The sequence below is a fragment of the Rhodococcus sp. P4_F3_2 genome, assembly GCF_056401335.1.
In genome coordinates, this window is sequence record NZ_JBFUJN010000012.1 from 117737 (window position 1) to 142197 (window position 24461).

Sequence of the window (24461 nt, forward strand, 5' to 3'; positions counted from 1 at the left end):
GGCTTGACAAGGATAGCCCAGCACGAGAGTTCGCCCAGCCTCGCTCAGCAGGCTAAGCGGTCATTGCCGGGGAGGTATCGATTTGTCCCACGGCTTGTGTCACGAGTTCCGGTGCGGGGTCGAAGATGTCGTGAGCTGCCAAATCGATGGTTTCGACGCCACGTACGGCTCTCTCGCATCGCTGCGCGAGGTCGACTCGACACTCCCCTGCCTCCTCGAGCGGAGCCAGCCTGACCTTCACCTCGACGTTCTTCTGACGCAGGATCCGACGGATGGACTGACCGATAGTTTCGGTGCCGACAAAGCACGGTCCGGTGCACAGGGAACCGTCGGCGTTCTCGTAGCGGATCGCCATCGGCTGAACCGGGCATTCGGCGTCGACGGCAGCTTGGAACATCGCCGGGCGAAAACCTCCGTACGCCCGCCCGCACCAGGTCGTTCCCTCGGGAAACACCATTACGCGGACACCACGCTGAAGTCGTTCGCGAACGACGTCGACGGTTCCGGGAAGTTCACGCAGTCGGGCGCGATCGATGGGCACTACGCGCATCCGGCGCGCGAGACCACCGAGCACTGCCCAGTCGAGCAGGTCGGCACGGGCGACGAAGTTGGCCGGGGCAACGGCACTCGCGACGAGGACGTCGGTCCACGACACGTGACCGGCGACAACCATCACGCCCGCCGGTTCGGCGCGCCCCAACCGCTGATCGTCGACCGTGAGCTTCATTCCCAGACAACGCAGCAACGCGCGCGAGTATCCGCGTTGCATCTCCGTACGCCAGGTGCGCGGGAGCAGCCAGCCGGCCGAGAGCACCGGCGCAGTCACCAGTGCGGCGCCGACCATGATCCCGCGGGCCATCACGGTGATACTCGACACACCGGGTGCGTCCGTAGGTAGGCACCCGTCGCCGCAGGGGCTCGTCGGCACCCAGTACGGCACCGTCGCGGTCATCAGCCGATCCCCGATTCGTGTGCGGCGGCCGCCGATCGCAGCCGTTCCAGATAGCGCTTGTTGGCGGAGTGAAGGCCTTGCAGCGCAACAAAATCGGCCACACCGAACTCAGGATCGTGAGCAGGTTCCCCGCAGATCATCGCGCCCATCCGCAAGTAGCCACGGAGCAACGGCGGCATCGTCACGCGTTCCGGTGAGGCAATCTCGTCGAGCGTCAGACCGCCGAGGACCACCGAGTTTCGTGGCGTCACCCGCCGCGACTCAGGGCTGGCGTGTTTGTTCATCACGAAGTCACGGACGCCGCGGACATCGGCGCCGGCAATTGAATCGGGGCTCGGCAAGATGGGCACGGAGACGCAGCCCATCACCCACTCGTATCCGGTCAGTTCGAGGTAGTGCAGAATGCCCGACCACATCAGGCTCAGGACGGATCCGGTGCGGTGCGCGGGATCGACGCACGCGCGACCCATTTCGACGATCCTGTTCGCCACCGGATCGAGCGCGGAGATGTCGAATTCGGTTGCGGTGTAATACCCACCTGCCGCCGCAGCGGAATCCGGCGGCAGCATTCGGTAGCAGCCGACGTACTCCTCGGTGATGTTGTCACGAACGAGTAGATGATCACAGAATTCGTCGAAGCCGTCGGCGTCGAGTTCGAAGACCCCGGCCGACGCCGGGAGGGAGAAGCCTGGCTCGGAGGCGAACACTCGGTATCGAAGGCGCTGCGCTGCGACACGATGCTCGCGGTCGGAGGAGACGATCAGGGAATATCTCGGCTGGGCGACCTCACGGCCGAGATTGTCACTCGCGGAGCGAAGGACTGACGTAATTGTCATGCGCAAGGTTTATCGAGCGCGAACGGCGTCTCGGTATCGACGAAGTGACATGCCGATGCAGGCCGGGTGAATAAAGCACTGTGCGCCTTTATCAACCGCGGGGGGTTGATAAAGGCGCACAGCAGTTTGTGCTTTTTAGCCCTTGTGGGACTTCACAGCTTCGGTGAGCTGCGGTGCGACGTTGAACAGGTCGCCCACGATGCCGAAGTCGGCGATCTCGAAGATGGGTGCCTCTTCGTCCTTGTTGACCGCGACGATGGTCTTGGACGTCTGCATGCCGGCGCGGTGCTGGATGGCACCGGAAATGCCGAGCGCGATGTACAGCTGCGGGGAGACCGTCTTACCGGTCTGACCGACCTGGAACTGTCCGGGGTAGTAACCCGAGTCCACAGCGGCACGCGAAGCACCGACTGCAGCACCGAGGGAATCGGCCAGCTCTTCGACGACGGAGAACTTGTCCGCGCTGCCGACGCCACGTCCACCGGAGACGACAACCGACGCCTCGGTGAGCTCGGGGCGGTCGCCGCCGACAATGGGCTCACGCGAGGTGACCTTGACGGCACTCTCGTCCTGAGCCGGAACCTCGACGGTGATCTGCTCGCCTGCGCCGGCCTGCGGAGCAGCCTCGACTGCACCCGGACGAACCGAGTAGACGGGAACGTCGCCGTTGGCCTTGGCTTCGACGGTGAACGCGCCACCGAAGATGGAGTGGACGCCGGTGCCGTCAGCCTTGATCTCGATGACGTCGGTCAGCAGTCCGGAGCCCAGACGTGCGGCCAGACGACCGGCAACCTCTTTGCCCTCGGTGCCGGCTGCGGTGATGACTGCTGCCGGGCTGGTGGACTCGACCAGAGCGGCGAGAACGTCGACCTTGGGGGTGACGAGGTAGCCGTCGATGTCGTCGGACTCGGCGACGTAGATCTTCTCGGCTCCGGCTGCTGCCAGAGCGTCGGCGAGCTTTGCTGCGGTGCCCGCGGGGCCGGCGACAACTGCCGACGGCTCACCGAGTGCGCGTGCAGCGGTGATGAGTTCGGTGCTGACCTTCTTCAGCGCACCCTCTGCGTGCTCTACGAGCACAAGTACTTCTGCCATGACTTAACTCTCCCTGAGTTCTTCTGCTGGATGTCTAGAAGGGCGCGATCAGATGACCTTGTTGCTGACGAGGTAAGCGGCAATCTTGGTGCCACCGTCTCCCTCGTCGGCGATGCGCTCACCAGCGGTACGGGGGGGCTTCGGGGTGGAGGACGTCACGGTGGTGCCGGCGTTGGCAACTCCGACGGTCTCCGGGTCGACTCCGAGGTCGGCCAGCGTGTAAACGAGAACTTCCTTCTTCTTCGCGGCCATGATGCCCTTGAAGGACGGGAAGCGCGGCTCGTTGATCTTCTCGGTGACCGAGACGATCGCGGGCAGCGAAGCCTCGAGGCCGAAGACGCCCTCGTCGGTCTCGCGCTCACCGGTGATCTTGCCGTCGGCGACGACGACCTTGCGCAGCTGCGTGAGCTGCGGGATGCCCAGGTACTCGGCGATGATGGCCGGAACAGCGCCGACGCGGCCGTCGGTGGCCTCGTTGCCGGCGATGATCAGGTCGGCAGGCTCGTCGTTCTCGAAGGTGATCTGTCCGAGAGCAGCAGCGAGCGTCCATGCGGTCTGGATCGCGTCGGAGCCGTGCAGTGCCGGGTCGTTGATGTGGACGGCCTTGTCGGCGCCCATCGACAGAGCCTTGCGGATAGCGTCGGTGGCGCGGTCGGGACCTGCGGACAGCACCGTTACCTCACCGCCCTGAGCTTCCTTGATCAGGAGTGCTTCTTCGACGGAGCGCTCGTTGATCTCGTCGAGGACTGCGTCAGCGGCTTCACGGTCAAGCGTGTAGTCGCCGTCGGTCAGCTTGCGCTCGGACCATGTGTCGGGGACCTGCTTGATCAAAACAACGATATTCGTCATGGGTCTTCGTCGACCTCCTGTGTGTAATTCACCTGATAAATCGTCTGTGGTGCTCGCGCAGTCCGAGCGTCCGAAAAGAGAGTCCGACAGGTCTCCCCACGGGCGAATTTCTCGGCTCACGTCGGCTGTGCGTTAGATTACCCCACGTTAAGTTACCGGTGGGTAACTTAACGTGGAACCTCGTCCACCATAACGGCACGAACAGGAATTGACAGCAGTGATCTGGACCACGGCGAACACGTTCTACTCGGATGGCACTAATCTCGCACGGGTGAGTGAAACGAGTGTCAGCAACCACGAGGACGCACCCCTGCCCTTGACGGGCGAACGAACCGTGCCAGGAATCCCCGAGGAGAACTACTGGTTCCGACGCCACGAAGTGGTGTACCGCGCACTTCTGGAGCGCTGCACGGACCGCCGAGTCCTCGAGGCCGGATCCGGAGAAGGCTACGGCGCCAACATGATTGCGGACATCGCAACGAAGGTTACCGGCCTCGACTACGACATCTCCGCGGTCGAACACGTCCGCGCGCGCTACCCCCGCGTCGAGATGCTCCACGGCAACCTCGCCGAGCTTCCACTGGCCGACAACTCGGTTGACGTCGTCGTCAATTTTCAGGTGATCGAGCACCTGTGGGATCAGGGTCAGTTCCTGCGCGAGTGCTTCCGAGTTCTCGCTCCCGGCGGTGAACTTCTGATCAGTACCCCCAACCGGATCACGTTCTCCCCCGGCCGCGACACGCCGCTCAACCCTTTCCACACTCGTGAGCTCAACGCCGCCGAAATGACCGAATTGCTCGAAGACGCCGGATTCCGCGTTCAGTTGATGACCGGCGTCCACCACGGTTCACGCCTGAAGGAACTCGACGCCAAGCACGGCGGATCATTCATCAACGCGCAGATCGACCGCGCGTTGGCCGGTGAGCCCTGGCCCGAAGATCTCACCCGCGACGTCGAGGGCATCACCGTCGACGACTTCAGCATCAGCGAACCCGACATCGACGACAGCCTCGACCTCGTCGCTATCGCCGTGAAAGACAGCGCTGCGAAGGAAACTGCCGTGAAGGAATCCGGCGAGTGAGTAACGCAACACCCGTCACCGAACCGGGGATGTTCGCCCTGGTTCTGCACTCCCATCTGCCGTGGCTCGCCAACCACGGCAGATGGCCCGTCGGCGAGGAATGGATCTACCAGTCCTGGGCTGCGTCGTACATTCCGCTCGCCGCCGCGCTACGACGACTGGCCGACGAGGGCCGATCGCACCTGCTGACGCTGGGAATCACGCCGGTGCTCGCGGCCCAGTTGGACGATCCCCACTGCCTCGCCGGTATGCATCACTGGCTCGGCAACTGGCAGATCCGTGCACACGAGGCCGCCGGCATGCCGGACGCAGCGCACCGCGAACTCGGAGCGCGCGAACACCGAGCGTCCGCAGCGGCTCTCGAAGATTTCGAGACTCATTGGCAGCACGGCGCCTCACCCGTGTTCCGCGACCTCATCGACCGCGAGGCCTTCGAGCTTCTCGGCGGGCCGCTGGCCCACCCGTTCCAACCGCTGCTCGACCCTCGCTTGCGTGCGTTCTCCCTCCGCGAAGGTCTCGCCGACGCGCATGCCCGGTGGAACCACACTCCGACCGGGATCTGGGGGCCCGAGTGCGGGTACACCCCGGGCATGGAGCGCGGGTACGCCGAAGCGGGCGTCACCCACTTCATGGTCGACGGTCCCGCCTTGCGCGGCGACACGTCCCTCGGTCGCCCGGTTCGAGAATCCGACGTGGTTGCCTTCGGCCGCGACCTGCAGGTCAGCTACCGCGTCTGGTCCCCGAAATCCGGATATCCGGGTCACGCTGCTTACCGCGATTTCCACACCTACGACCACGAGACGGGCCTCAAGCCGTCGCGGGTCACCGGACGGACCGTCGACTCCGCCGACAAGTTGCCGTACGACCCCGAACTCGCCGCCGCCGCCGTCGACAAGCACGTCGCCGACTTCGTCGAAACCGTTCGGGCGCGTCTGCGCAGTGAATCCACCCGCATCGGCCGCGACGCCCTCGTGGTCGCAGCATTCGACACCGAACTGTTCGGGCACTGGTGGCACGAAGGCCCGCAGTGGCTCGAGAAGCTCCTGCGCGCGCTTCCGGAAGCCGGAATTCGCGTCGGCACCCTCGCCGACGCCAAGGAATCGGGATACGTGGGCGAACCCGTTCAGCTCGAGGATTCGTCCTGGGGATCGGGCAAGGACTGGCGCGTATGGGCCGGCGATCAGGTGTCCGACCTCGTGCAACTGAACTCCGAGGTGGTCGATACCGCCCTCACCACCGTGGACAAGTCTCGCGGCCGCGACAACGCACCCGGCCGACCGGAACTGCGAAACCGGGTCAACGATCAGGTCCTTCGCGAGACACTGATGACAGTTTCGAGCGATTGGGCATTCATGGTGAGCAAGGATTCGGCCGCGGGGTACGCCCGCGAACGCGCACACAAGCACGCCCACGCGACCAGGGAAATCTCCGAAGCGCTCGTTTCCGGCCGCGATGCCGTGGCCGAGCGGCTGGCCGAAGGCTGGAATCGCGCCGACGGATTGTTCCCGGGGCTGGATGCTCGCCGCCTGCCTGACACAGAACTGGTGAACGGGAGCGCGTCGTGAAGATTCTCATCGTCTCGTGGGAGTACCCACCGGTCGTTGTCGGCGGCCTCGGCCGACACGTCCACCATCTCGCCACCGAGCTTGCGGCTGCAGGCCACGAAGTCGTGGTTCTCTCGCGCCGCCCCTCCGGCACCGACGCGTCGACGCACCCGACGGTCACGCACATCTCCGAAGGCGTACTGGTCGTCGCAGTGGCCGAGGACCCGGCACACTTCGTCTTCGGCGAGGACATGCTCGCGTGGACCCTCGCGATGGGTCACGCGATGGTCCGTGCCGGGATGGCGCTGCACAAGCCAGGAGTGGGCGAGGGCTGGCAACCGGACGTCGTGCACGCACACGACTGGCTGGTCGCACATCCGGCGATCGCCTTGGCCGAATTCTATGACGTCCCACTGGTTTCCACCCTTCACGCCACCGAGGCGGGTCGCCACAGCGGTTGGATCTCCGGACGCATCAACCGCCAGGTCCACTCGGTCGAGTGGTGGCTGGCAAACGAATCCGACTCTCTCATAACCTGTTCGGCGTCCATGCAGGAAGAAGTGACCGAACTCTACGGTCCGACGCTGCCGCCGATCACTGTCATCCGCAACGGAATCGACGTGACCACGTGGAGCTTTCGCGAACGTGGACCGCGGTCAGGGCCGCCGAAACTCCTCTTCGTCGGCCGCTTGGAATACGAGAAGGGTGTGCAGGACGCTATCGCGGCACTCCCCCGAATCCGTCGTAGCCACCCCGGCACGACCCTCGCGATCGCGGGCGAAGGCACCCAGTTCACCTGGCTCTACCAACAGGCGCGCACACATCGCGTCGCGCGGGCAGTGGACTTTCTCGGCAACCTCGATCACACGGAACTGCTCAGCTGGCTGCACGGAGCGGACGCCATTGTCCTGCCGTCGCGCTACGAGCCGTTCGGGATCATCGCCCTCGAAGCGGCCGCAGCCGGCACTCCGCTGATCACGTCCACCGCAGGCGGACTGGGCGAAGCGGTAGTCGACGGGGTGACCGGGATGTCGTTCCAACCGGGTGACATCGCCGGGCTCACCTCGGCGGTCCGCGAGGTTCTCGACGATCCCGCCGGGGCGCAGGAACGGGCAGTGGCCGCCCGGGCACGCCTGACGTCGGACTTCGACTGGCATCAGGTCGCCGAGGAGACTGCTCACGTCTACGCGGGCGCAAAGCGTCGGGTGCGGCAGCCGTTGGCGCGGCCGCAGATTCCCGAGCGGCCGCTCCCTGGTCGCTGAAGCGCTGACCTCAGCGGGTCGGGAGGGGCGCGGTGAAGCGAGAACTCGCATCCCCGAGCAGATGGCCTGGTGGCAACATCCGGCCACACAACACCAGCAACAAGTCCTGCGCCGCTCCGTGAACCTCGGCGCCGGCACCGTACGTCCAGTCTCGGTCGTCGGCGCGCAACCGAGCGCCGTCGAGGTCAGTTCCGAAATACTTCACGGTTTTGGGTGAGAGTCCGCTGAGCACACGAGTGAGCCGGTCTTCGGGCACCACGTAGTCGTCGCCGAGTGCCACGCGAATGTCCTGACCGTGAATCACGTCGTGTGAGAGTGCGCCCTCGAAGCCACCGCCCGGCGGCTTCCACGGGTGTGCGACGTTGTCGCGAAGCGAGGCAAGCAGTTGTTGCTCACCGACTTCCGACGCGTCGGGGTCGCGGACCCGCCACCCGTCGCACAGGGTCGGCGCGTTCCACTGCTCCGCGCTCAGGCCTTCGAGAAATCCCACCAGTTCGCGGCGCTGCGCCACGACCCATTCGGGTGTCTGTTCGCTCATGTCGGCACTCCTTTCACCGGCGCAGACTTTCGGCGCCGATACCGATACAGACCGGTGGCGGCGCCGAAAGTAATCGCTGGTTCTGCCGAAAAGTGAGCTACGACGTCGACGACGCGTCGGCAGCGTCCGCAGCAGCCTTCTTGCGTGCGATGTCCTCGAGTGCCGCGATGTACTTCGCACGATCGGCAGCGCCGGCTTCCCAATCGGACTTGCGGTTCTTGACCGCCTTCGCGGGCGAGCCGACCGCGATGCTGAAATCCGGGATGTCTCCCTTGACGACGGCGTGCGCACCGAGCACACAACCCCGTCCGACGCGGGTATTTCGCAGCACGGTGACCTTCGCTGCCACCCAGGTGTCCGGGCCGATACGGACGGGGCCCTTGACGATGCCCTGGTCCTTGATCGGTGTGTTGATGTCGTCCATGCGGTGGTCGAAGTCGCAGATGTAGCACCAGTCGGCTACGAGCGTCGACGCACCGATTTCGATGTCGAGGTAGGTGTTGACGACGTTGTCCTTGCCGAAGACGACCTTGTCGCCGATGCGCAGCGAACCTTCGTGGCAACGGATCGCGTTGCCGTCGCCGATGTGTACCCAGCGCCCGATCTCGAGGCGGGACAGGTCCGGGGTCGAATGGATTTCGACGTTCTTGCCGAGGAACACCATGCCACGCAGGATCACGTGCGGGTTGGCCATCTTGAACTTGGCGAGACGGTAGTACCGCACCAGATACCAGGGTGTGTACGCCTTGTTCGCCAGAACCCATTTGAGGGAATCGACCGTCAAGAACTTGGCCTGATCGCTGTCGCCTCGGCGTGATCCCCGCCATCGAGTGCGCAACGGTGCGCCCCACATGCTCGTCATGAGTGTTCAGCCTACGTGGGGCCGACTCACCGACCCTCGGGGTGTGCCCCGTCACGTTGCCCCGGTCGGGATAGTCTCTGGTCCGGGCTTGTGCAGTTACCGAGGGCTCTTGATCAAGTGAAGGCAGGGAGATTGTGATGCGGCGGGTCCTACGGTCGTCCGTGATGGTGTCGACGGCGATCGCTGCGGCCCTGATCGCCGGTTGCGGCAGCGACGACGGACGGGTGGACCGGTACGCGTCGGCGGGTTGGCCGGCCATGCATGCCGACGCCCGCAACAGCGACACGAGCCCGGTCACCGGATCACGCGATGTCGAGTTCGCATGGTCACGCCCTCTCGGCGGTCCGGTTGCCGCGTACGCCTCGGTGGCCGCGAACGGCCAGAGCTTCGTCACCGCCCGCACCGAGAACGGCTGCAATCTCTTCTCGTTCCAGATGGATACGGGTCGCAAGAAGTGGTGCGCTCGACTCAACGACGGAGTAGTCGCGTCCACACCCATCGTCGACACGGCCACCAATGTCTACGTCGGCGAGAGCGGCGCGATGATGTCCTTCACCGAGACTGGTCAATTGCGTTGGCGCACGCTCGTTGTGGGCACTCCTCTCTCGTCACAGTTCACCGGCGACGGAAACCTGTTGTTCATCACCCAATTGGGTCAGATCAACGTGCTCGACCCGCAGACCGGCGCAAAAGTGGTTCCGTCGTTCGACCTGATCCCGCCGCCGTCGATCGACCAGGGCGCGAATGCAGAACTCATTCCCGACAACAAGGGTTTGAACGAGTGCTTCCTCGGCACGTCCGGCTGCCCGGTGGCCAATACCCCGGCAGTGGACCTGGGCACCGGCAAGTTCTACTTCACCTTCTACGGACCCAGTTCTCAGGCAGCCGATCTGGTCGCCATGAAGTACACGGGCGGCGACAATCCGTCCATCACCCGCGAGTGGTCCACCGACGCGCTTCCCGGTGGAACGGCGTCGAGCCCGGACCTGTCGAAGGACGGCAAGACCGTCTACGCCACCGACAACAACGGATCTCTCTGGGCAGTGAACGCCGAAACCGGTGACACCAGGTGGAGTTACGACATCGGCTTCAACTCGGCCGGTAGTGCCTCGACGTCCGACGACGGTTTGATCATTCCCGCCGGCGGCGACAAGGGCCACCTCCTTGCCGTGCGCGACGAGGGAGATCACGCCGAACTGGCCTGGGAACGTAAAGACCTTCTGCAACTGGGCGTTCCGGCGCAGACCGCCGGCAACACCGGATACACCGTCGTCCGCGAGGGTGAGAACGGACTGAGCCTGATCACCTTCGACACCGAAACCGGTGAGACGGTGGATCAGGACACGTTGCCGGGAGCAGTCGGCTTCACCGTCGGCACCTCGATCGGCCCCAAGGGCGAAGTGTTGACGCCCAGCGCAATCGGTGAGCTGTTCGTCTTCAAGTGAGCTAGCGGGAAGCCTCACAGATGAAGGCCGACGCCGATCGTCCGATCCGCACGATCACGACGCTCAGTGCACGCGAGCCCTTGAGCTTGAGCCGTGGACGCAGCACTGCCGGGTCCACGTCGACTCCTCGCACCAAAATTTCGGCCACACCGCAGTCCCGCTTGGACAGTGTCTGTTTGAGCAGTTTCTCCGAGTACTTGATCTGCTCGAGGATCCGGAATCCGCGAACTCCCTCAGGGACGCTGTCACCGGTCAGATAAGCGATGCGTGGATCGAGCTGCCAGAGGCCGTGTCTGGCCGCGTAGTGGCGCACGAGGCCTGCTCGCACTACCGCTCCGTCCGGGTCGATGATCCACTCCCCCGGAGCTTGCTCCGGAATCACGTCGTCCTCGGCGTCGGTGATCGCCCACCCGCTCCCGTCGGAGCGAAGCACCGAAGCTCGACGCGTGACGCCGGACTCGGCCAGTCCCGTCGACCACAGGCAGGCTTCCTTGACGCCGCCGTCGAGCGAGACGACCTCGACTTCCCCGTCCCAGCCCAGATTGTCGAAATCGAGTCCGGGAGCACACTTCACCGCGAGATCACGGCCGGAGTACGCCTCGATGAGGTCCGGTAGCGGCGGCATCAACGCTGCCGGATCGTGAGTGCGGCGACCGCCCGATCGCCGGGCGGGGTCCGCCAGTACGACGGTGTCGCGTGTCGTCGGGCGGAGCGCGTCGGCCCGCAACAACGCTGCGCTCGGCACATTGCGCTGTGCCATCGCCAGGCGAACGGAATCGATGTCGCTGCCGATCACGCGATGCGCAACTCCGGTCAAGGCATGCAGTTCGGCGCCGATTGAGCACGTCACGTCGTGGACGTCGCGCCCGATCAGACGCTGCGCGCGGTGCGCCGCCACAACACCGGGAGTGGCCTGCTGCATCGCGTCGTCCGTGAACAACCACTGATCACTGCCGGGCAGTTTCGAAGCGGCCTTGCGTCGAAGCAGGACGGTGTCCACGAGCGCAGGCATGTGATCACCGAAACGCGTACGCGCCCGGCCGATGTCGGCCAGACGCGTACGCGTGGACAGTTCGAGCTGATCCACCTCGGCCAAGGCAGCTACGCCGGAATCACTTCCGAGATAGTCGACGTCGCCGAGGGTGAAGTCATAACCCAATTCAGTTGCCGGGCTTCACGCCGGTGATCATGACGTTGTAGAAGAATCCGCGAGGAACGACGTGGCGGAGCACCTTCTCGTCGACCCAGCTGAGCGTCTTCCAACCACCGAAAGCGAAACGTCCCCAGCCCCAACCGAGCTTCTCCGGCGGAACAGCTGCTTCGAAGGTACGGACCGGCCATCCGAGAAGCGCCGCGGCGAATTCCTCGGTGGCAGCGTGGACCTGATCGGCTCCCGCGGACTTCGCCATGTTCTCGAGGTCGGTGGGGTCGAACGTGTGGATGTCGACGACTGCTTCGAGCGCTGCTGCGCGAGAGGACTCGTCGAGCTCTTCCTGCGGGCGACGCCAATCTGCCAGGAACGGCAGCTTGGTCACGCGCGTGGTTGCTTCCCACGTCGCGCGGCCGAGCCAGCGGGCGTAGAAGTTACCGACAGTCGTGGGCTCACCGGCGAAGACGAAACGGCCGCCGGGCTTGAGGACACGAAGGACCTCGCGCAGCGACTTCTCGACGTCGGGAATGTGGTGCAGCACGGCGTGGCCGACGACCAGGTCGAAGGTGTTGTCCTCGTACGGAATGGTCTCGGCATCGGCAACACGGCCGTCGACCGGAAGGCCGAGGCTTTCTGCATTGCGCAGTGCGACCTTGACCATGCCGGGCGAGAGGTCGGTGACCGAACCGGTCTTGGCGACTCCACCCTGCATCAGGTTCAGGAGGAAGAATCCGGTGCCGCAACCCAGTTCGAGGGCGCGCTCGTACGGGAGCGGCTGATCGCCCGCGACGGCGTCGAAACGACCACGTGCGTAGTCGATGCAGCGCTCGTCGTACGAGATGGACCACTTGTCGTCGTAGGTTTCGGCTTCCCAGTCGTGGTAGAGCACCTGGGCGAGCTTGGTGTCCTTACGAGCGGCCTCGACCTCTTCGGCCGTGGCGTGCGGCCGCGGCGCGGGGTCGACTACCGAGGTGTCGGTAGCGGCGGGCGGCGTGACGGTTGCGTCGTCATTCGGGCTGGCTGTCATGGCGGCTATCCTACTCGCTGGTAAGAGATGAACAAGTTCTAGTTTAGGGGAGCCTACTCGCCCGTGAACTCGGCCTTGCCCGGACCGTTGGCGATGAACGACTCCATGCCGATCGCCTGATCCTTGGTCGCGAACAATCCGGCGAACAGATGCTGCTCGATCTTGAGCCCGGATTCCAGGTCGGTGTTCAGACCCTCGTCGATGGCTGCCTTGGCAGCAGCCAACGCACGTGACGCTCCCCCGACGAACTGCGAGGCCCACGTGCGAGCGGCGGTGTACACGTCGTCGGGAGCGACGACCTCGTCGACCAAACCGATGGCCAACGCCTCGTCAGCCCCGACGAAACGGCCGGTGAAGACCAGATCCTTGGCCTTGGCCGGTCCGATCAGACGAGCCATGCGCTGCGTTCCGCCACCACCGGGAATGATTCCGAGCAGAATCTCCGGAACTCCGAGCTTGGCGTTGTCTCCGACGATCCGGCGATCGGCCGAGAGTGCAACTTCGAGTCCGCCACCGAGTGCGTATCCGGTGATCGCGGCAACGGTCGGCTTCGGGATGGACGCCACGGCGCCGAGCCCGGCCTGCATGCCACCGATGGCGTCACGGATCTGGCCGTAATCCATCTCGGCCATTTCCTTGACGTCGGCACCTGCTGCGAAGACTTTCTCGCCGCCGTAGACGATGACGGCCTTGACTGCCTTGTCGACGGTCGCAGCATGTGCGGCAGCAGCCAACTCGTCCTGGACCTGACGGTTCAGAGCGTTCATGGGCGGGCGCGCCAGACGGATGGTGCCGATGCCTTCGGAAACCTCGAGAGTCACAAATTCAGCCATGATCGAGAGGTTACTTTGCCGCCTTGACCGACCACGGATGCGGCCCGGCGACGTAGTAACCGTCCTGATTCGGGAACTCGACGCGCAGAGTCTCCTCGTCGGTGATCAACGTAGGCAGGATGACGGGAATCTCCGGCTCGGCTGCGAGTATCTCCGCCACCGAGCTGAACTTGGCCAATTCGGTCAGCTGACTCCACGTCGGCGGCAACAGGATGCTGCCACCCTCCCGCCAATGCGCCAGCGCGTCCCGCGGGCTCTGCCAACGCACCTCGGCGGCCTCGGAGGTGACCCCGTCCGCGATCTGTCCGGTCGGTGACGCTGCGACGAAAAAGCGCGTGTCGTAGCGGCGGGTCTCGCCCACCGGCGTGATCCAGTTCGCCCACGGCCGCAGCAGATCCGTTCGCAGGACCAGGTTCTCCTTCTTCAGGAAATCGCTGAACGACAGCTCGTGCTTTTCGAGAGCAACGCGGTCCTGGGCGTAGCCGGCCGTGTCCGCGACGACGGTGTCCCCGGTCGGTCCGGCGAGCAGAACGCCGCACTCCTCGAACGTTTCCCGCACCGCAGCCAAGACGAGAGCCTTCGCCCGAGCCACATCCGTGCTGAACCGCTCGGCCCACCACTCGACCGACGGTCCGGCCCACTCGACCTCTGCCGTCGCATCGGACTTGTCGACGCCTCCGCCGGGGAAGACCGTCATGCCCCCGGCAAACGCCATCCCCTGTACTCGTTGAAGCAGGAAGATCTCGATCCCGGATTCGGCATCGCGCACCAAGATGACGGTCGACGCATCCTTGGGCTCGGGGACAGCGTTTGCATTCTCGTTAGCCATGCTTCGCGAACCTACGCGATCTGTGATCTGGAACGCATTTCAGGTCCCACTGAAGCTCACGCGCGATGAGCTCCTGACGGCCTTGCGCGGCGCGCGAAGTATCGGCCGTCCGCCTTGTCGAGGCTGATGGACTGGCTGAATGCCGCGCTCAGATTTTCGGCGGTGATGACGTCGTCCAGAAGGCCCTGAGAGACGACCTCACCTTCCTTGAGAAGGAGTGCGTGAGTGAATCCCGGCGGGATCTCCTCGACGTGATGGGTGATCAGAACGGTAGCCGGGGCGTCCGGATCGGCAGCCAGTTCGGCGAGTCTGGCCACAAGTTCCTCACGTCCACCGAGATCGAGCCCGGCGGCGGGCTCGTCCAGGAGAAGAAGTTCGGGATCGGTCATCAAGGCTCGCGCGATGAGGACGCGCTTGCGCTCGCCTTCGGAAAGCGTCCCGTACGTGCGATCCGCCAGGTGCTCGGCGCCGAGGCTTTCGAGCATCTCCACAGCGCGCGAGGTGTCCATGGATTCGTACTCCTCGCGCCACCGACCGAGAACGGCGTAGCCCGCCGACACGACTAGGTCGCTGACCTTCTCGTCGCCGGGCACGCGGTTCGCCAACGACGACGAGGACAAACCGATTCGCGGGCGCAACTCGTTGACGTCGACCTTGCCGAGAACTTCGCCGAGGAGGTGGGCAGAACCACTGGTCGGGAAAGTCTCACCGGCCGCGATGCGCAGCAGCGAGGTCTTGCCGGCACCGTTGGGTCCGAGCACCACCCATCGCTCGTCCAGCTCCACTTTCCAGGTGACGGGCCCCACCAGAGTGGACCCTCCCCGACGGATGAGTACGTTGTCGAAATCGATGAGCAGATCTGGATCAGGTAGCGGCACCCGAACATCTTCCCGCACATTCTCCGGCCGTTCACGGCAGGATCATCTTGCGTGTCGCCTCTCATCGAAACTCGCACCCCGACGCCCGGGTCTCCGTTCCCACTCGGCGCCAACATCGTGGACTCCGGAACCCAGTTCGCGGTCCACGCACCAGCTGCGTCGAGCGTCCAGATCTGCCTGATCGACCAGGACGGAAACGAAGATCGCGTCGAACTCCGGCAACACACGTACGGAATCTGGCACGGGATCATCGCCGGGATCGGTGCGGGGCAGCGATACGGAATTCGGGCAAGCGGCCCGTGGAATCCGCGCGCCGGACTGAGACTGAACCCACACAAGCTGCTCATCGATCCGTGGGCGTGCCGCATCGAGGGGGAACTCGGTGACCACCGTGCCCTCCTGTCGTACGCCGACGATCCTTTCGGCGACCCGTCTACCCTCGACTCGCTCGGCCACGTGCCGCTGTCCGTGGTGACTCCCGGCCTCGTGCCCGCCGGAGCCCGCCTCGAGACGCCGTGGGAGGAAAGCGTGATCTACGAACTGCATGTGGGCGCGTACACCGCCAGTCATCCAGGAGTACCCGCCGCCCACCGCGGAACGTACCTCGGCCTGACGGCACCGGCCGTGATCGATCACCTCGTCTCACTCGGCGTCACCGCCGTGGAACTGCTTCCCGTACAGGCGTTTCTGACCGAACAGAGCGTCCGCGAGCGAGGGATGCGCAACCACTGGGGATACTCGACGGCGTCGTACTTCGCCCCGCATCCCGGATACGCGGCAACTCCGGGCGGCGAAGTCACCGAGTTCCGGATCATGGTCGACGCACTACACGCGGCAGGCATCGAGGTCATCCTCGACGTCGTCTACAACCACACCTGCGAGCAGAGTGTCGACGGAATCAGCGTCAGCTGGCGAGGTTTGGACGGCCCCGGCTACTACCTTCTCGACGGCGACGGCCGCGACATCGACCTGACCGGGTGCGGCAACACGGTCGACGCCTGCTCCCCCATCGCCGTCCGCATGATCACCGACAGCCTCCGCTACTGGGCCACCGAAATGGGTGTCGACGGCTTCCGATTCGATCTCGCGAGCGCGTTGGGTAGGCCGCGCGGCGGCGGCTTCGACCAGCGGGCGTCCATCTTGTCGGCCATCTCCTCCGATCCGGTACTGACCCGGTGCAAGCTCATCGCCGAACCGTGGGATGCCACTGCCGACGGTTACCAGGTCGGAAACTTCGGACTCCAATGGTCGGAATGGAACGACAAGTACCGCAGCACCATTCGCCTGTTCTGGAACGGCGGCTCCAGCGTCCGGAAGGTCGCGTCGCGCCTCGCCGGGTCCGAGGACATCTTTGCCGGCAGCGGCCGTCGCCCATGGGCGTCGATCAACTTCGTCACAGCGCACGACGGGTTCACCGCCGCCGATCTGGTCGCGTACAACCACAAGCACAACGAAGCCAACGGTGAAGACAATCGTGACGGCGCCGATCACAACGATTCGTTCAACCACGGAATCGAAGGCCCGAGCATCGATCCCGAGATTCAGGACGCCAGGGCACGTCATGTACGGGCGCTACTGGCCACGCTCGTGCTGTCGACAGGCACACCGATGCTCACCGCCGGAGACGAGTTCGGCCACAGTCTCGGCGGAAACAACAACGCGTATTGTGTTCCCACACTTGCCTCCCCAGCCGATTCGTGGGCCCTGGACTGGACGGCGGCCGATCAGTCGTTGGTGCAGTTCGTCTCCCGAGCGTTCGGATTACGCCGAGCGGCACCGGCCTTGCGTCAGCCCGAATTCTTCGAAGGCAGAAGAAGACTGGAGCACCCGGACCTCGTCTGGTTCGACGCTGCCGGCGTCGAGTTCGACGACACCGCATGGTACGACGAGAGTCACCGAACGCTGCAGGCCTGGATCGACGGAGCCGACGTTCGGTCTCACACTCGGACCGGGCGCCCACTCGGTGACGACAGTTGGCTCCTGATCCTGCATTCCGGTGGACCGGTTCAGGTCACCGTCGGCACTCCGGAATGGTTCGACGGCACATTGACTGCATCGTTCGATTCGGCGTCACCGACCGGCGAACCCGCCTCCACGGCCGAAGTTCCCGTCGGCACGGAGATCTCATTGACCGGACCCACGGTCTTGGCCTTACGTTCCGTGACACGTCCGCCGGTAACCGCTGCTGTCATGGAATCCGGCAGCACCTTGATCAGTAATTGAATGGTCGGCCCGATCCCGAAGGCGTACAACACTGTTCCGACGCCAACCGTTCCACCGAGGAGCCATCCGGTAGCGAGGACCGCGATTTCGATGCTGGTACGCACGAGCCTGACCGACAAGCCGGTGCGCGCCACCAGTCCTGTCATCAACCCGTCGCGGGGACCCGGCCCCATGCCTGCCCCGATGTAGAGAACGCTGGCCAGTCCGTTGAGGAGGATTCCCGCGACCATGATCGCGGCGCGAACTGGCATGGAATCAAAGACCGGCAAGAAGGCCAGTGAAGTATCCACCGAGATTGCAATGACCACGACATTGGCGACCGTGCCGAACCCTGGCCGCTGACGGATCGGAATCCAGAGCAGCAGTACCACCGCACCGGTAATCGCAGTGATCACGCCGAAACTCAGCGAAACATGCTCGGCCACGCCCTGATGGAACACATCCCAGGGGTCCAGTCCGAGGCCGGCTGTGATCATCATGGCCATCGAGAAGCCGTACAACCACAGACCAACGAACAGCGAGGCGAATCTCCGTATCAACACTCGACCATCTTGAAGGCCACTGGACTGTTCATCCATAGCCAAGTTGTCGATACTGGACTGGTCGGTTAGGTCTCTACGGAACCGCGATGACTGTCATGGAGCCTGGTGCCACTTCCGTGAAGCCCGCATCACGAACCGCCACAGCCTCCGACCGCTTCAATCGGTCTACTGCCTCGGCCCACTGTTTCGGACTTGCGTCGCGTACCGAGCAGCGAAAGTCGTTCTGCGCCCATGCCCAGCACTGTTTCTCGGACATGGCCGCTGCCAACAACATCGAGGCATGCCCTACCTGTGCCGACGCCTTGCCTACCGTCATCTCGAGCTCCGAGTCGATCCACAGCACCGGAAGACCGGGCTCGGGCTGGCCAGGCTCGTCGTGCTCCAGGTCGGTGCCACCGATCTGCAACTTCTTGATTCGCGGGTCCAGTTCTCCGACCGGCCCGGGAACCAGAGCCCGCGCCTGGGCGCCATCCACGTCGACGGTGATTCCCGGTACCTCTTGCGCGGCGAGCCACTGGGCTCCACGCGCTCGGCGAGACACTTTCCGGATCCGGGCACCCACCCACGCCGAATAGTCCTCGTGCCACGGGCCGGGCTCCCCGTCTTCGGTGAACCCGACGCGTTCGTCCAGGCACAGCGCCACTGCCGCCGTTGCGGCAGCCTCGAGCAGTGCAGTGCGCTTCGGCGGGTCTGCCTTCGGGATGTGGAGAATGATCGGCATCGCCAACACCAGTGCCGGATCCGCGGGATCGTCTCGCCCACCGTACCCAGCGGCCAACACCGCGTGGCGCTCGCGCCAGCGAGAATCGGGATCGGAACTGACTGCTGGATCGGAACTCATGGAATCGGTACGCGTCGTACGCCACCGTCGACGGCGTCCGCAGCCTCGACCTCGTCGCGGGTCACACCGAGAATGAACAGCACAGCATCGAGGAAGGGATGCGACAAAGCCGCGTCCGCGACCTCCCGCAACGCGGGCTTGGCGTTGAACGCCACACCCAGTCCCGCGGCGTTGAGCATGTCGATGTCGTTGGCACCGTCACCGACGGCGACAGTCTGTTCCATCGGCACACCGACCTGATCGGCGAACTTGCGCAGCGCAACGGCCTTCGCGGCGCGGTCGACGATTTCACCGATCACACGTCCGGTCAGCTTGCCGTCGACGATCTCGAGGGTGTTGGCGTGCACGAAGTCCAGTTCGAGTTCGTGTGCGAGGCCTTCGATGACCTGGCGGAAACCGCCGGACACCACGCCGCAGTGGAATCCGAGGCGGCGCAGGGTGCGAATCGTGGTGCGCGCCCCCGGCGTCAGTTCGATGCTCTCTGCCACCTCGTCGATGACGGACGCGTCGAGACCGGCGAGTGTCGCCACACGCTGGTGCAGTGATTCGGTGAAGTCGATCTCGCCGCGCATCGCGGCTTCGGTGACGGCGCGGACCTCGTCCTCGACGCCGGCCTTCGCGGCGAGCATCTCGATGACCTCGCCCTGAACGAGCGTCGAGTCCACGTCGAACACGATCAGACGCTTGGCCCGGCGAGCCAGTCCTGCGCGCTCGACTGCGATGTCGACGTTTTCGAGAGCGGCGACCTCGGCGAGTCCGGTACGCAGCTTCGCGTCGCCGTCGACAGTATCGGCTGCGCTGACGCTGAGTTCGAGGCCGGTGACCGGATAGTCGGCGACACCACGGATGGAGTCGATATTGGCGCCCTGCTTCGCGAGTTCGCGTGCTACCGAGCGCATTGCGCGGGCATTGACGGGGCTGCCGAGAACAACGACCGCGTGAGTGGACACTGCAGGTCGACCTGGATCGGCACCGATTTCGATGTCGACGTTCATTCCGACCGTCGCCATCGCCTGTTCGAGCTCTTCCTGAAGGGCTTCGGGATCGTTCGGGCAGGCCACCATGACGCCGAGTGTCAGTCGACCTCGAATCACCACCTGCTCCACGTCGAGCAGACGCACATCGTGCCGCGACAGTGCCGCGAACAGTACCGAGGTGACGCCAGGGCGGTCCGGCCCGGTCACAGTCACCAGAACAGTGGTGTCAGAGGCACCCACCGAAAACTCCGATCGTTTCTTCGTTCGCGTCTTGATCGTCACTATTGTGCCAAGCGAAAGGCCCCACCCGTTACTCGGGCGGGGCCTTCGCTGATTACTTCAGTGTGTTACTTCGCTCAGGAGCGGCTGTCGGTGCCGGGGTCGCCTTCGTCCCCGACTGTGAGCGGCTCGTGACGAGCATCTTCGAGCACGGTGCTGGCGTTCTTCCCACCGTGACCGGGGCCGACGTGCGCTTCTGCGCGCATTCGCTCCACCATGTGCGGGTAGTGCAGCTCGAAGGCCGGACGCTCGCTGCGGATGCGCGGCAACTCGGTGAAGTTGTGACGCGGCGGCGGGCAGGTTGTCGCCCACTCCAGCGAGTTTCCGTAGCCCCACGGATCGTCGACGGTGACCACTTCGCCGTAGCGGTAACTCTTGAAGACGTTCCAGATGAACGGGAGCGTCGAGGCACCGAGTACGAACGCGAAGATCGTGGACACCGAGTTCAGAACCGTGAACCCGTCCGAGGGCAGGTAGTCGGCGTAACGACGCGGCATACCTTCGGCACCGAGCCAATGCTGGACGAGGAACGTGCCGTGGAAGCCGACGAACGTGGTCCAGAAGTGCCACTTGCCGAGGCGCTCGTCCATCATGCGGCCGGTCATCTTCGGGAACCAGAAGTAGATACCGGCGTACGTGGCGAACACGACCGTACCGAAGACCACGTAGTGGAAGTGGGCGACGACGAAGTAGCTGTCCGTGACGTGGAAGTCGAGCGGCGGGCTCGCGAGGATGACGCCCGACAGACCACCGAAGAGGAAGGTGATCAGGAAGCCGATCGAGAACAGCATCGGCGATTCGAAGGTCAATTGCCCCTTCCACATCGTGCCGATCCAGTTGAAGATCTTCACACCTGTCGGCACGGCGATCAGGAACGTCATGAACGAGAAGTAGGGCAGGAGAACAGCGCCGGTCGCGTACATGTGGTGAGCCCACACTGCGATCGACAGAGCGGCGATGGCCAACGTTGCGTACACCAGGCCGCTGTAGCCGAAGATCGGCTTACGGCTGAAGACCGGGAAGATCTCCGAGACGATGCCGAAGAACGGCAGCGCGATGATGTACACCTCGGGGTGACCGAAGAACCAGAACAGGTGCTGCCACAGCAGCACACCGCCCGTTGCCGGGTCGAAGATGTGTCCACCGAGATGGCGGTCGACGAACAGGCCCATGAATGCAGCGGTCAGCAGCGGGAACGCCAGCAGGATCAGGATGCTGGTGATGAAGATGTTCCAGGTGAAGATCGGCATGCGGAACATGGTCATACCGGGTGCGCGCAGGCAAATCACGGTGGTGACCATGTTGACGCCACCGAGGATGGTGCCGAGGCCGGCGACAGCCAGACCCAAGACCCACAGGTCGGCGCCGACGCCGGGGCTGTGCAGCGCGCTGGTCAGCGGCGTGTATGCCGTCCAACCGAAGTCTGCTGCGCCACCGGGCGTGACGAATCCGGCCGTCGTGATGATCGCGCCGAACAGGTACAGCCAGTAGCTGAACGCGTTCAGACGCGGGAACGCGACGTCGGGTGCACCGATCTGGAGCGGAAGAATGTAGTTCGCGAAGCCGAAGACGATCGGGGTCGCGTACAGCAGCAGCATGATCGTGCCGTGCATGGTGAACAGCTGGTTGAACTGTTCGTTGGAAAGGAACTGCATGCCGGGTACAGCAAGTTCGGCACGCATCATCAGTGCCATGAGGCCACCGATGAGGAAGAAGGCGATGGAAGTCGCCAAGTACATGATTCCGAGCACCTTGGGATCGGTGGTCGTGATCATCTTGAAAATGAATGAGCCCTTGGGTCCCTGCCGCGGCGGGTAAGGCCTGGCCGGCGCTATCGTGGGGACTGGCTGGGGCGCTACGGCAGTCACTGATCCTCCTGAATGTGCCTTTGGTCGCTCCGCAGACTCCGTCAAAGAGCCCTTGGTTGCGCCCGCAGGGTCCGTCGCCCGGGCTGCGGACAACGGCTTCTGGCTTGCGCTCATCGAATCGTAGACCGTGACTCCGAGGCACCGCGACCCGGTCCTACTCTGCGTCGTACTCGAGCATCCGTTTTTCACGGCACCGAACGAACGACCTGCGGTTTATGTTCCCCCGGGAGTCCGAACCCACTTCCGAATCGGCGTGTCGTGCGCGTCGAAGAATTCGGTCGGTGTCCGTTTTCGGCCAACTCCTCCACTGATAAGGTCACCCTCGCCTAACTCACCTCAGGAGTATTCAGTGAAATTCTTTCCCCGCCGCGCCGCGCTGGTAGCCGTCGCAGCCTCGATCGCCTTGGTCGTTCCAGCCTGCTCGAGTAACGACGAGCCCGCTGCAACCACCACCTCGACCGAGTCGGGCGCATTCCCCCGCACCGTCGAGCACTTCCGCGGAAGCACCGAAATCCCGGCCGCACCCCAGCGGATCGTCGCGCTCGACAACAGCTTCACCGACGCCGTCCTTCTCCTCGAATCCCCGCTCGTCGGCTACGTCGACTACCGCGAGCCCGGTCTGCCCGACTACCTCGGATCCTCGCGGGAGGAATTCGCCGCGGACGCCGTCTCGGTCGGCACGGTCAGCAGTGCAAGCCTCGAGARGATCGCCGCACTGCAGCCGGACCTCATCATCTCCGCCGAGGTCCGCGACGGGAAGAACTACGAACAACTGTCCGCAATCGCACCCACCGTCTTCACTCAGACGACCGGCCCGACGTGGAAGGACAACATCCGCCTGGTCGGTCAAGCGCTGGGCAAGGAGTCACTGGCCGAGGCGAAGATCACCGAGTACGAAACCCGCGCAGCCATCGTCGGCAAGGAAATCAACGAGAAGGCGAACAACCCGGTCATCTCGGTAGTCCGATTCGCCGGTGAACCGACGGCACGCCTCTACCGCACCACCTCGTTCAGCGGCATCGTCCTCCAGGACGCCGGATTGAAGCGCCCGGACAACCAGGGACCTGACCCCGCCGATGCCGGAAACATCATGATGAAGATCAGCCCCGAGCTGATCAACGAAGCCGACGCGGACGTCATCTTCATCAGCACCTGGCAGGACGCCGAGGGCAAGAGCGCCGAAGCTGCGAAGCCGTTCCTCGAGAGCCCGCTGTGGCAGACCCTTCGAGGACGCAAGGTCGACGTGGACGATTCACGTTGGATGTCGCCGGTCAGCATCCAGGGCGCCCACATGATCCTCGACGACCTCTCGGACACGTTCGAGGTGGACAAGCAGAACAGCTGAGTCGAACAGCTAACCTGAACGGCGCCCGCTCACACAGGAAGCCGTCGACTTGTCTGTTCTCTCACGTACGTCCGTTCTCTCACGCACGTCCGCCCGCACGTCCATTCGTCGTGTCTCGATCCTGGGGATCGCCGCCACGATGCTCGTCCTCGGTGGTTGCTCGTCCGACTCGTCGGACGATCCCGCGAGCACCATCGTCCGGACCACTACGTCGATCGCCGGTGCCGGCGTGATGGGCATCGAACGCGACACCGCCACCGCGTGCCCGACGCCGACGCAAGCCGACCCGGGAGCGGGCCCCGGGGTGAAGCGTCGAGTCGTACACACTGCGGGTGAAACCGAGGTTCCTTCCGATCCCCAACGGATCGTGGTCCTCGACAGCGTCTCGATGGACGCCGTGTGCGCCCTCGGTCTGTGGGAGCGGGTAGTGGGCGCCGCGACCGGTGTCGACTCGCCTCAACCGTCGTACCTCGGTTTCGGCATCTCGGAGATTCCGAGCGTCGGCCCCGTGAGCGCACCCGACGTCAACGCCGTGAAGGCCGCCGCGCCGGACTTGATCCTCGGGTCCAGTCCGGCGTCCGACGGTTTGTACGGGCAACTCGACGCCATCGCCCCCACCGTGTTCGCCGGCGCGGATCCCGTGTACTGGAAAGCGCAGTTCGCCCTCGCCGGCCAGGCACTTGGCCGTTCGTCCGCGGCTGCGACGGAGCTGGACCGCTACCAGCAGGACGTCGTGCAACTCGGCGACGCATTGAATGCATCACAGACGCAGGCATCAGTGGTTCGGTTCGGTTCGAAGGACCTGCAGATCGAGGGTCCCGCATCCTTCGCCGGACAGATCCTCAGCGACGTCGGCGTCCGGCGCCCACCGGCGCAGCGATTGACCGATGCGACCACAGCACCGATTCCGGCCGACGATCTCAGCGCCGCCGAAGGTGACTTGATCTACGTACTCTTCGACGGGCCGAACGGCCGTACCTACGGCACCGAGATCATGAAGAGCGACCAGTGGCAGGACCTCGCCGCCGCCACCGACCGGCGTGTGTTCGTYGCTGAAGACGAAATCTGGAACGGAAACGGGATGACTGCCGCCCGTGCCGTATTGGCGGACTTGAAGGGAACCTTGAACGGATATGCGAGCTGACTGGAACGAACCGCTACTCCCACATTCGAGGCGGCTCGCCACAACTGTGACGGTCGGGTTCTGA

21 protein-coding genes and 1 pseudogene are annotated in these 24461 nt (G+C 64.4%); 7 read left to right on the forward strand and 15 right to left on the reverse strand.

The window, feature by feature from the left end; genetic code table 11:
- Positions 1-52: 52 nt before the first annotated feature.
- The 4 genes from AC1DWA_RS14640 to AC1DWA_RS14655 form a co-directional block, all read right to left on the reverse strand.
- Positions 53-952: a lysophospholipid acyltransferase family protein gene (locus AC1DWA_RS14640; protein ID WP_047890161.1), complete on the reverse strand. Its 900-nt coding sequence runs from the start codon at positions 950-952 to the stop codon at positions 53-55.
- Positions 952-1788 carry a GNAT family N-acetyltransferase gene (locus tag AC1DWA_RS14645; RefSeq protein WP_477846045.1) on the reverse strand — a complete coding sequence of 279 codons (837 nt, stop codon included), beginning with the start codon at positions 1786-1788 and terminating at the stop codon, positions 952-954. The genes AC1DWA_RS14640 and AC1DWA_RS14645 overlap by 1 nt, the downstream gene beginning before the upstream one ends.
- A gap of 135 nt (positions 1789-1923) precedes the next feature.
- Complete coding sequence (locus tag AC1DWA_RS14650) at positions 1924-2880, reverse strand: electron transfer flavoprotein subunit alpha/FixB family protein (RefSeq protein ID WP_003944698.1); 957 nt, start codon at positions 2878-2880, stop codon at positions 1924-1926.
- 48 nt (positions 2881-2928) lie between these two features.
- Entirely contained in the window at positions 2929-3729 is an 801-nt protein-coding gene (locus tag AC1DWA_RS14655) for an electron transfer flavoprotein subunit beta/FixA family protein (RefSeq protein WP_019747906.1), read from the reverse strand.
- A gap of 271 nt (positions 3730-4000) precedes the next feature.
- On the opposite strand from AC1DWA_RS14655, the gene AC1DWA_RS14660 reads away from it, so the two are divergent.
- From AC1DWA_RS14660 to AC1DWA_RS14670, 3 genes are read left to right on the forward strand one after another with little or no spacing between them, the layout of a single operon-like run.
- Positions 4001-4810 carry a class I SAM-dependent methyltransferase gene (locus AC1DWA_RS14660; RefSeq protein WP_477846046.1) on the forward strand — a complete coding sequence of 270 codons (810 nt, stop codon included), beginning with the start codon at positions 4001-4003 and terminating at the stop codon, positions 4808-4810.
- A 29-nt stretch (positions 4811-4839) separates the two neighbouring features.
- Positions 4840-6375, forward strand: a complete 1536-nt coding sequence (locus AC1DWA_RS14665; RefSeq protein ID WP_021343881.1) for a 1,4-alpha-glucan branching protein domain-containing protein — start codon at positions 4840-4842, stop codon at positions 6373-6375.
- Entirely contained in the window at positions 6372-7616 is a 1245-nt protein-coding gene (locus AC1DWA_RS14670) for a glycosyltransferase family 4 protein (protein ID WP_020969294.1), read from the forward strand. The genes AC1DWA_RS14665 and AC1DWA_RS14670 overlap by 4 nt, the downstream gene beginning before the upstream one ends.
- A 10-nt stretch (positions 7617-7626) precedes the next feature.
- Here AC1DWA_RS14670 and AC1DWA_RS14675 read toward each other — a convergent pair whose 3' ends face one another.
- Together AC1DWA_RS14675 and AC1DWA_RS14680 are read right to left on the reverse strand one after the other, a co-directional pair.
- Positions 7627-8154 carry a maleylpyruvate isomerase family mycothiol-dependent enzyme gene (locus tag AC1DWA_RS14675; protein WP_477916765.1) on the reverse strand — a complete coding sequence of 176 codons (528 nt, stop codon included), beginning with the start codon at positions 8152-8154 and terminating at the stop codon, positions 7627-7629.
- A 97-nt stretch (positions 8155-8251) separates the two neighbouring features.
- The gene (locus AC1DWA_RS14680; protein ID WP_019747901.1) at positions 8252-9016 is read right to left on the reverse strand and encodes an acyltransferase; all 765 of its coding nucleotides are present in this window, start codon (positions 9014-9016) and stop codon (positions 8252-8254) included.
- 137 nt (positions 9017-9153) lie between these two features.
- On the opposite strand from AC1DWA_RS14680, the gene AC1DWA_RS14685 reads away from it, so the two are divergent.
- Positions 9154-10461 (forward strand): outer membrane protein assembly factor BamB family protein, encoded by a 1308-nt coding sequence (locus AC1DWA_RS14685; protein ID WP_007729417.1) that lies wholly within the window; start codon positions 9154-9156, stop codon positions 10459-10461.
- Position 10462: 1 nt separating this feature from the next.
- Here AC1DWA_RS14685 and AC1DWA_RS14690 read toward each other — a convergent pair whose 3' ends face one another.
- Genes AC1DWA_RS14690 through AC1DWA_RS14710 form a run of 5 tightly spaced genes read right to left on the reverse strand, consistent with a single transcriptional unit; the run spans position 10463 to position 15178 of the window.
- The gene (locus AC1DWA_RS14690; protein WP_243617150.1) at positions 10463-11620 is read right to left on the reverse strand and encodes a THUMP-like domain-containing protein; all 1158 of its coding nucleotides are present in this window, start codon (positions 11618-11620) and stop codon (positions 10463-10465) included.
- A 1-nt stretch (position 11621) separates the two neighbouring features.
- A complete protein-coding gene (locus tag AC1DWA_RS14695) occupies positions 11622-12638 on the reverse strand; it encodes a class I SAM-dependent methyltransferase (protein ID WP_003944733.1) in 1017 nt (338 codons plus the stop codon).
- A gap of 53 nt (positions 12639-12691) precedes the next feature.
- Positions 12692-13471 carry an enoyl-CoA hydratase/isomerase family protein gene (locus tag AC1DWA_RS14700; protein WP_338480716.1) on the reverse strand — a complete coding sequence of 260 codons (780 nt, stop codon included), beginning with the start codon at positions 13469-13471 and terminating at the stop codon, positions 12692-12694.
- 10 nt (positions 13472-13481) lie between these two features.
- Complete coding sequence (locus AC1DWA_RS14705; RefSeq protein WP_153212476.1) at positions 13482-14300, reverse strand: NUDIX hydrolase; 819 nt, start codon at positions 14298-14300, stop codon at positions 13482-13484.
- A gap of 56 nt (positions 14301-14356) precedes the next feature.
- The gene (locus AC1DWA_RS14710) at positions 14357-15178 is read right to left on the reverse strand and encodes an ABC transporter ATP-binding protein (RefSeq protein ID WP_003944728.1); all 822 of its coding nucleotides are present in this window, start codon (positions 15176-15178) and stop codon (positions 14357-14359) included.
- Positions 15179-15229: 51 nt separating this feature from the next.
- On the opposite strand from AC1DWA_RS14710, the pseudogene glgX reads away from it, so the two are divergent.
- Positions 15230-17272, forward strand: a pseudogene (gene glgX / locus AC1DWA_RS14715) (glycogen debranching protein GlgX); the annotation flags it as partial.
- Here the strand turns inward: glgX and yczE are convergent.
- From yczE to ctaD, 4 genes are all read right to left on the reverse strand, one after another.
- The gene (yczE, locus tag AC1DWA_RS14720) at positions 17185-17979 is read right to left on the reverse strand and encodes a membrane protein YczE (protein WP_029255092.1); all 795 of its coding nucleotides are present in this window, start codon (positions 17977-17979) and stop codon (positions 17185-17187) included. The pseudogene glgX and the gene yczE sit on opposite strands and share 88 nt — an antisense overlap.
- A gap of 37 nt (positions 17980-18016) precedes the next feature.
- Entirely contained in the window at positions 18017-18784 is a 768-nt protein-coding gene (locus AC1DWA_RS14725; protein ID WP_046378372.1) for an aminoacyl-tRNA hydrolase, read from the reverse strand.
- The gene (gene serB / locus AC1DWA_RS14730; RefSeq protein ID WP_020969288.1) at positions 18781-20001 is read right to left on the reverse strand and encodes a phosphoserine phosphatase SerB; all 1221 of its coding nucleotides are present in this window, start codon (positions 19999-20001) and stop codon (positions 18781-18783) included. The genes AC1DWA_RS14725 and serB overlap by 4 nt, the downstream gene beginning before the upstream one ends.
- A gap of 116 nt (positions 20002-20117) precedes the next feature.
- Complete coding sequence (gene ctaD / locus AC1DWA_RS14735) at positions 20118-21908, reverse strand: aa3-type cytochrome oxidase subunit I (protein ID WP_020907234.1); 1791 nt, start codon at positions 21906-21908, stop codon at positions 20118-20120.
- A gap of 349 nt (positions 21909-22257) precedes the next feature.
- On the opposite strand from ctaD, the gene AC1DWA_RS14740 reads away from it, so the two are divergent.
- Positions 22258-23253, forward strand: coding sequence for an ABC transporter substrate-binding protein (locus AC1DWA_RS14740; RefSeq protein WP_477916768.1), 996 nt, complete (start codon positions 22258-22260; stop codon positions 23251-23253).
- A gap of 49 nt (positions 23254-23302) precedes the next feature.
- Positions 23303-24397 (forward strand): iron-siderophore ABC transporter substrate-binding protein, encoded by a 1095-nt coding sequence (locus tag AC1DWA_RS14745; RefSeq protein WP_214500023.1) that lies wholly within the window; start codon positions 23303-23305, stop codon positions 24395-24397.
- Positions 24398-24461: the final 64 nt, after the last annotated feature.

Excerpts from the sequence above, each read along its gene's own strand:
- AC1DWA_RS14665 (WP_021343881.1), top strand. The coding sequence starts at position 4,840 with ATGTTCGCCCTGGTTCTGCACTCCCATCTGCCGTGGCTCGCCAACCAC.
- AC1DWA_RS14655 (WP_019747906.1), bottom strand. The coding sequence starts at position 3,729 with ATGACGAATATCGTTGTTTTGATCAAGCAGGTCCCCGACACATGGTCC.
- AC1DWA_RS14650 (WP_003944698.1), bottom strand. The coding sequence starts at position 2,880 with ATGGCAGAAGTACTTGTGCTCGTAGAGCACGCAGAGGGTGCGCTGAAG.
- AC1DWA_RS14685 (WP_007729417.1), top strand. The coding sequence starts at position 9,154 with ATGCGGCGGGTCCTACGGTCGTCCGTGATGGTGTCGACGGCGATCGCT.
- AC1DWA_RS14645 (WP_477846045.1), bottom strand. The coding sequence starts at position 1,788 with ATGACAATTACGTCAGTCCTTCGCTCCGCGAGTGACAATCTCGGCCGT.
- AC1DWA_RS14725 (WP_046378372.1), bottom strand. The coding sequence starts at position 18,784 with ATGAGTTCCGATCCAGCAGTCAGTTCCGATCCCGATTCTCGCTGGCGC.
- yczE (WP_029255092.1), bottom strand. The coding sequence starts at position 17,979 with ATGGATGAACAGTCCAGTGGCCTTCAAGATGGTCGAGTGTTGATACGG.
- AC1DWA_RS14680 (WP_019747901.1), bottom strand. The coding sequence starts at position 9,016 with ATGACGAGCATGTGGGGCGCACCGTTGCGCACTCGATGGCGGGGATCA.
- AC1DWA_RS14695 (WP_003944733.1), bottom strand. The coding sequence starts at position 12,638 with ATGACAGCCAGCCCGAATGACGACGCAACCGTCACGCCGCCCGCCGCT.
- AC1DWA_RS14705 (WP_153212476.1), bottom strand. The coding sequence starts at position 14,300 with ATGGCTAACGAGAATGCAAACGCTGTCCCCGAGCCCAAGGATGCGTCG.
- AC1DWA_RS14675 (WP_477916765.1), bottom strand. The coding sequence starts at position 8,154 with ATGAGCGAACAGACACCCGAATGGGTCGTGGCGCAGCGCCGCGAACTG.
- AC1DWA_RS14640 (WP_047890161.1), bottom strand. The coding sequence starts at position 952 with ATGACCGCGACGGTGCCGTACTGGGTGCCGACGAGCCCCTGCGGCGAC.
- AC1DWA_RS14700 (WP_338480716.1), bottom strand. The coding sequence starts at position 13,471 with ATGGCTGAATTTGTGACTCTCGAGGTTTCCGAAGGCATCGGCACCATC.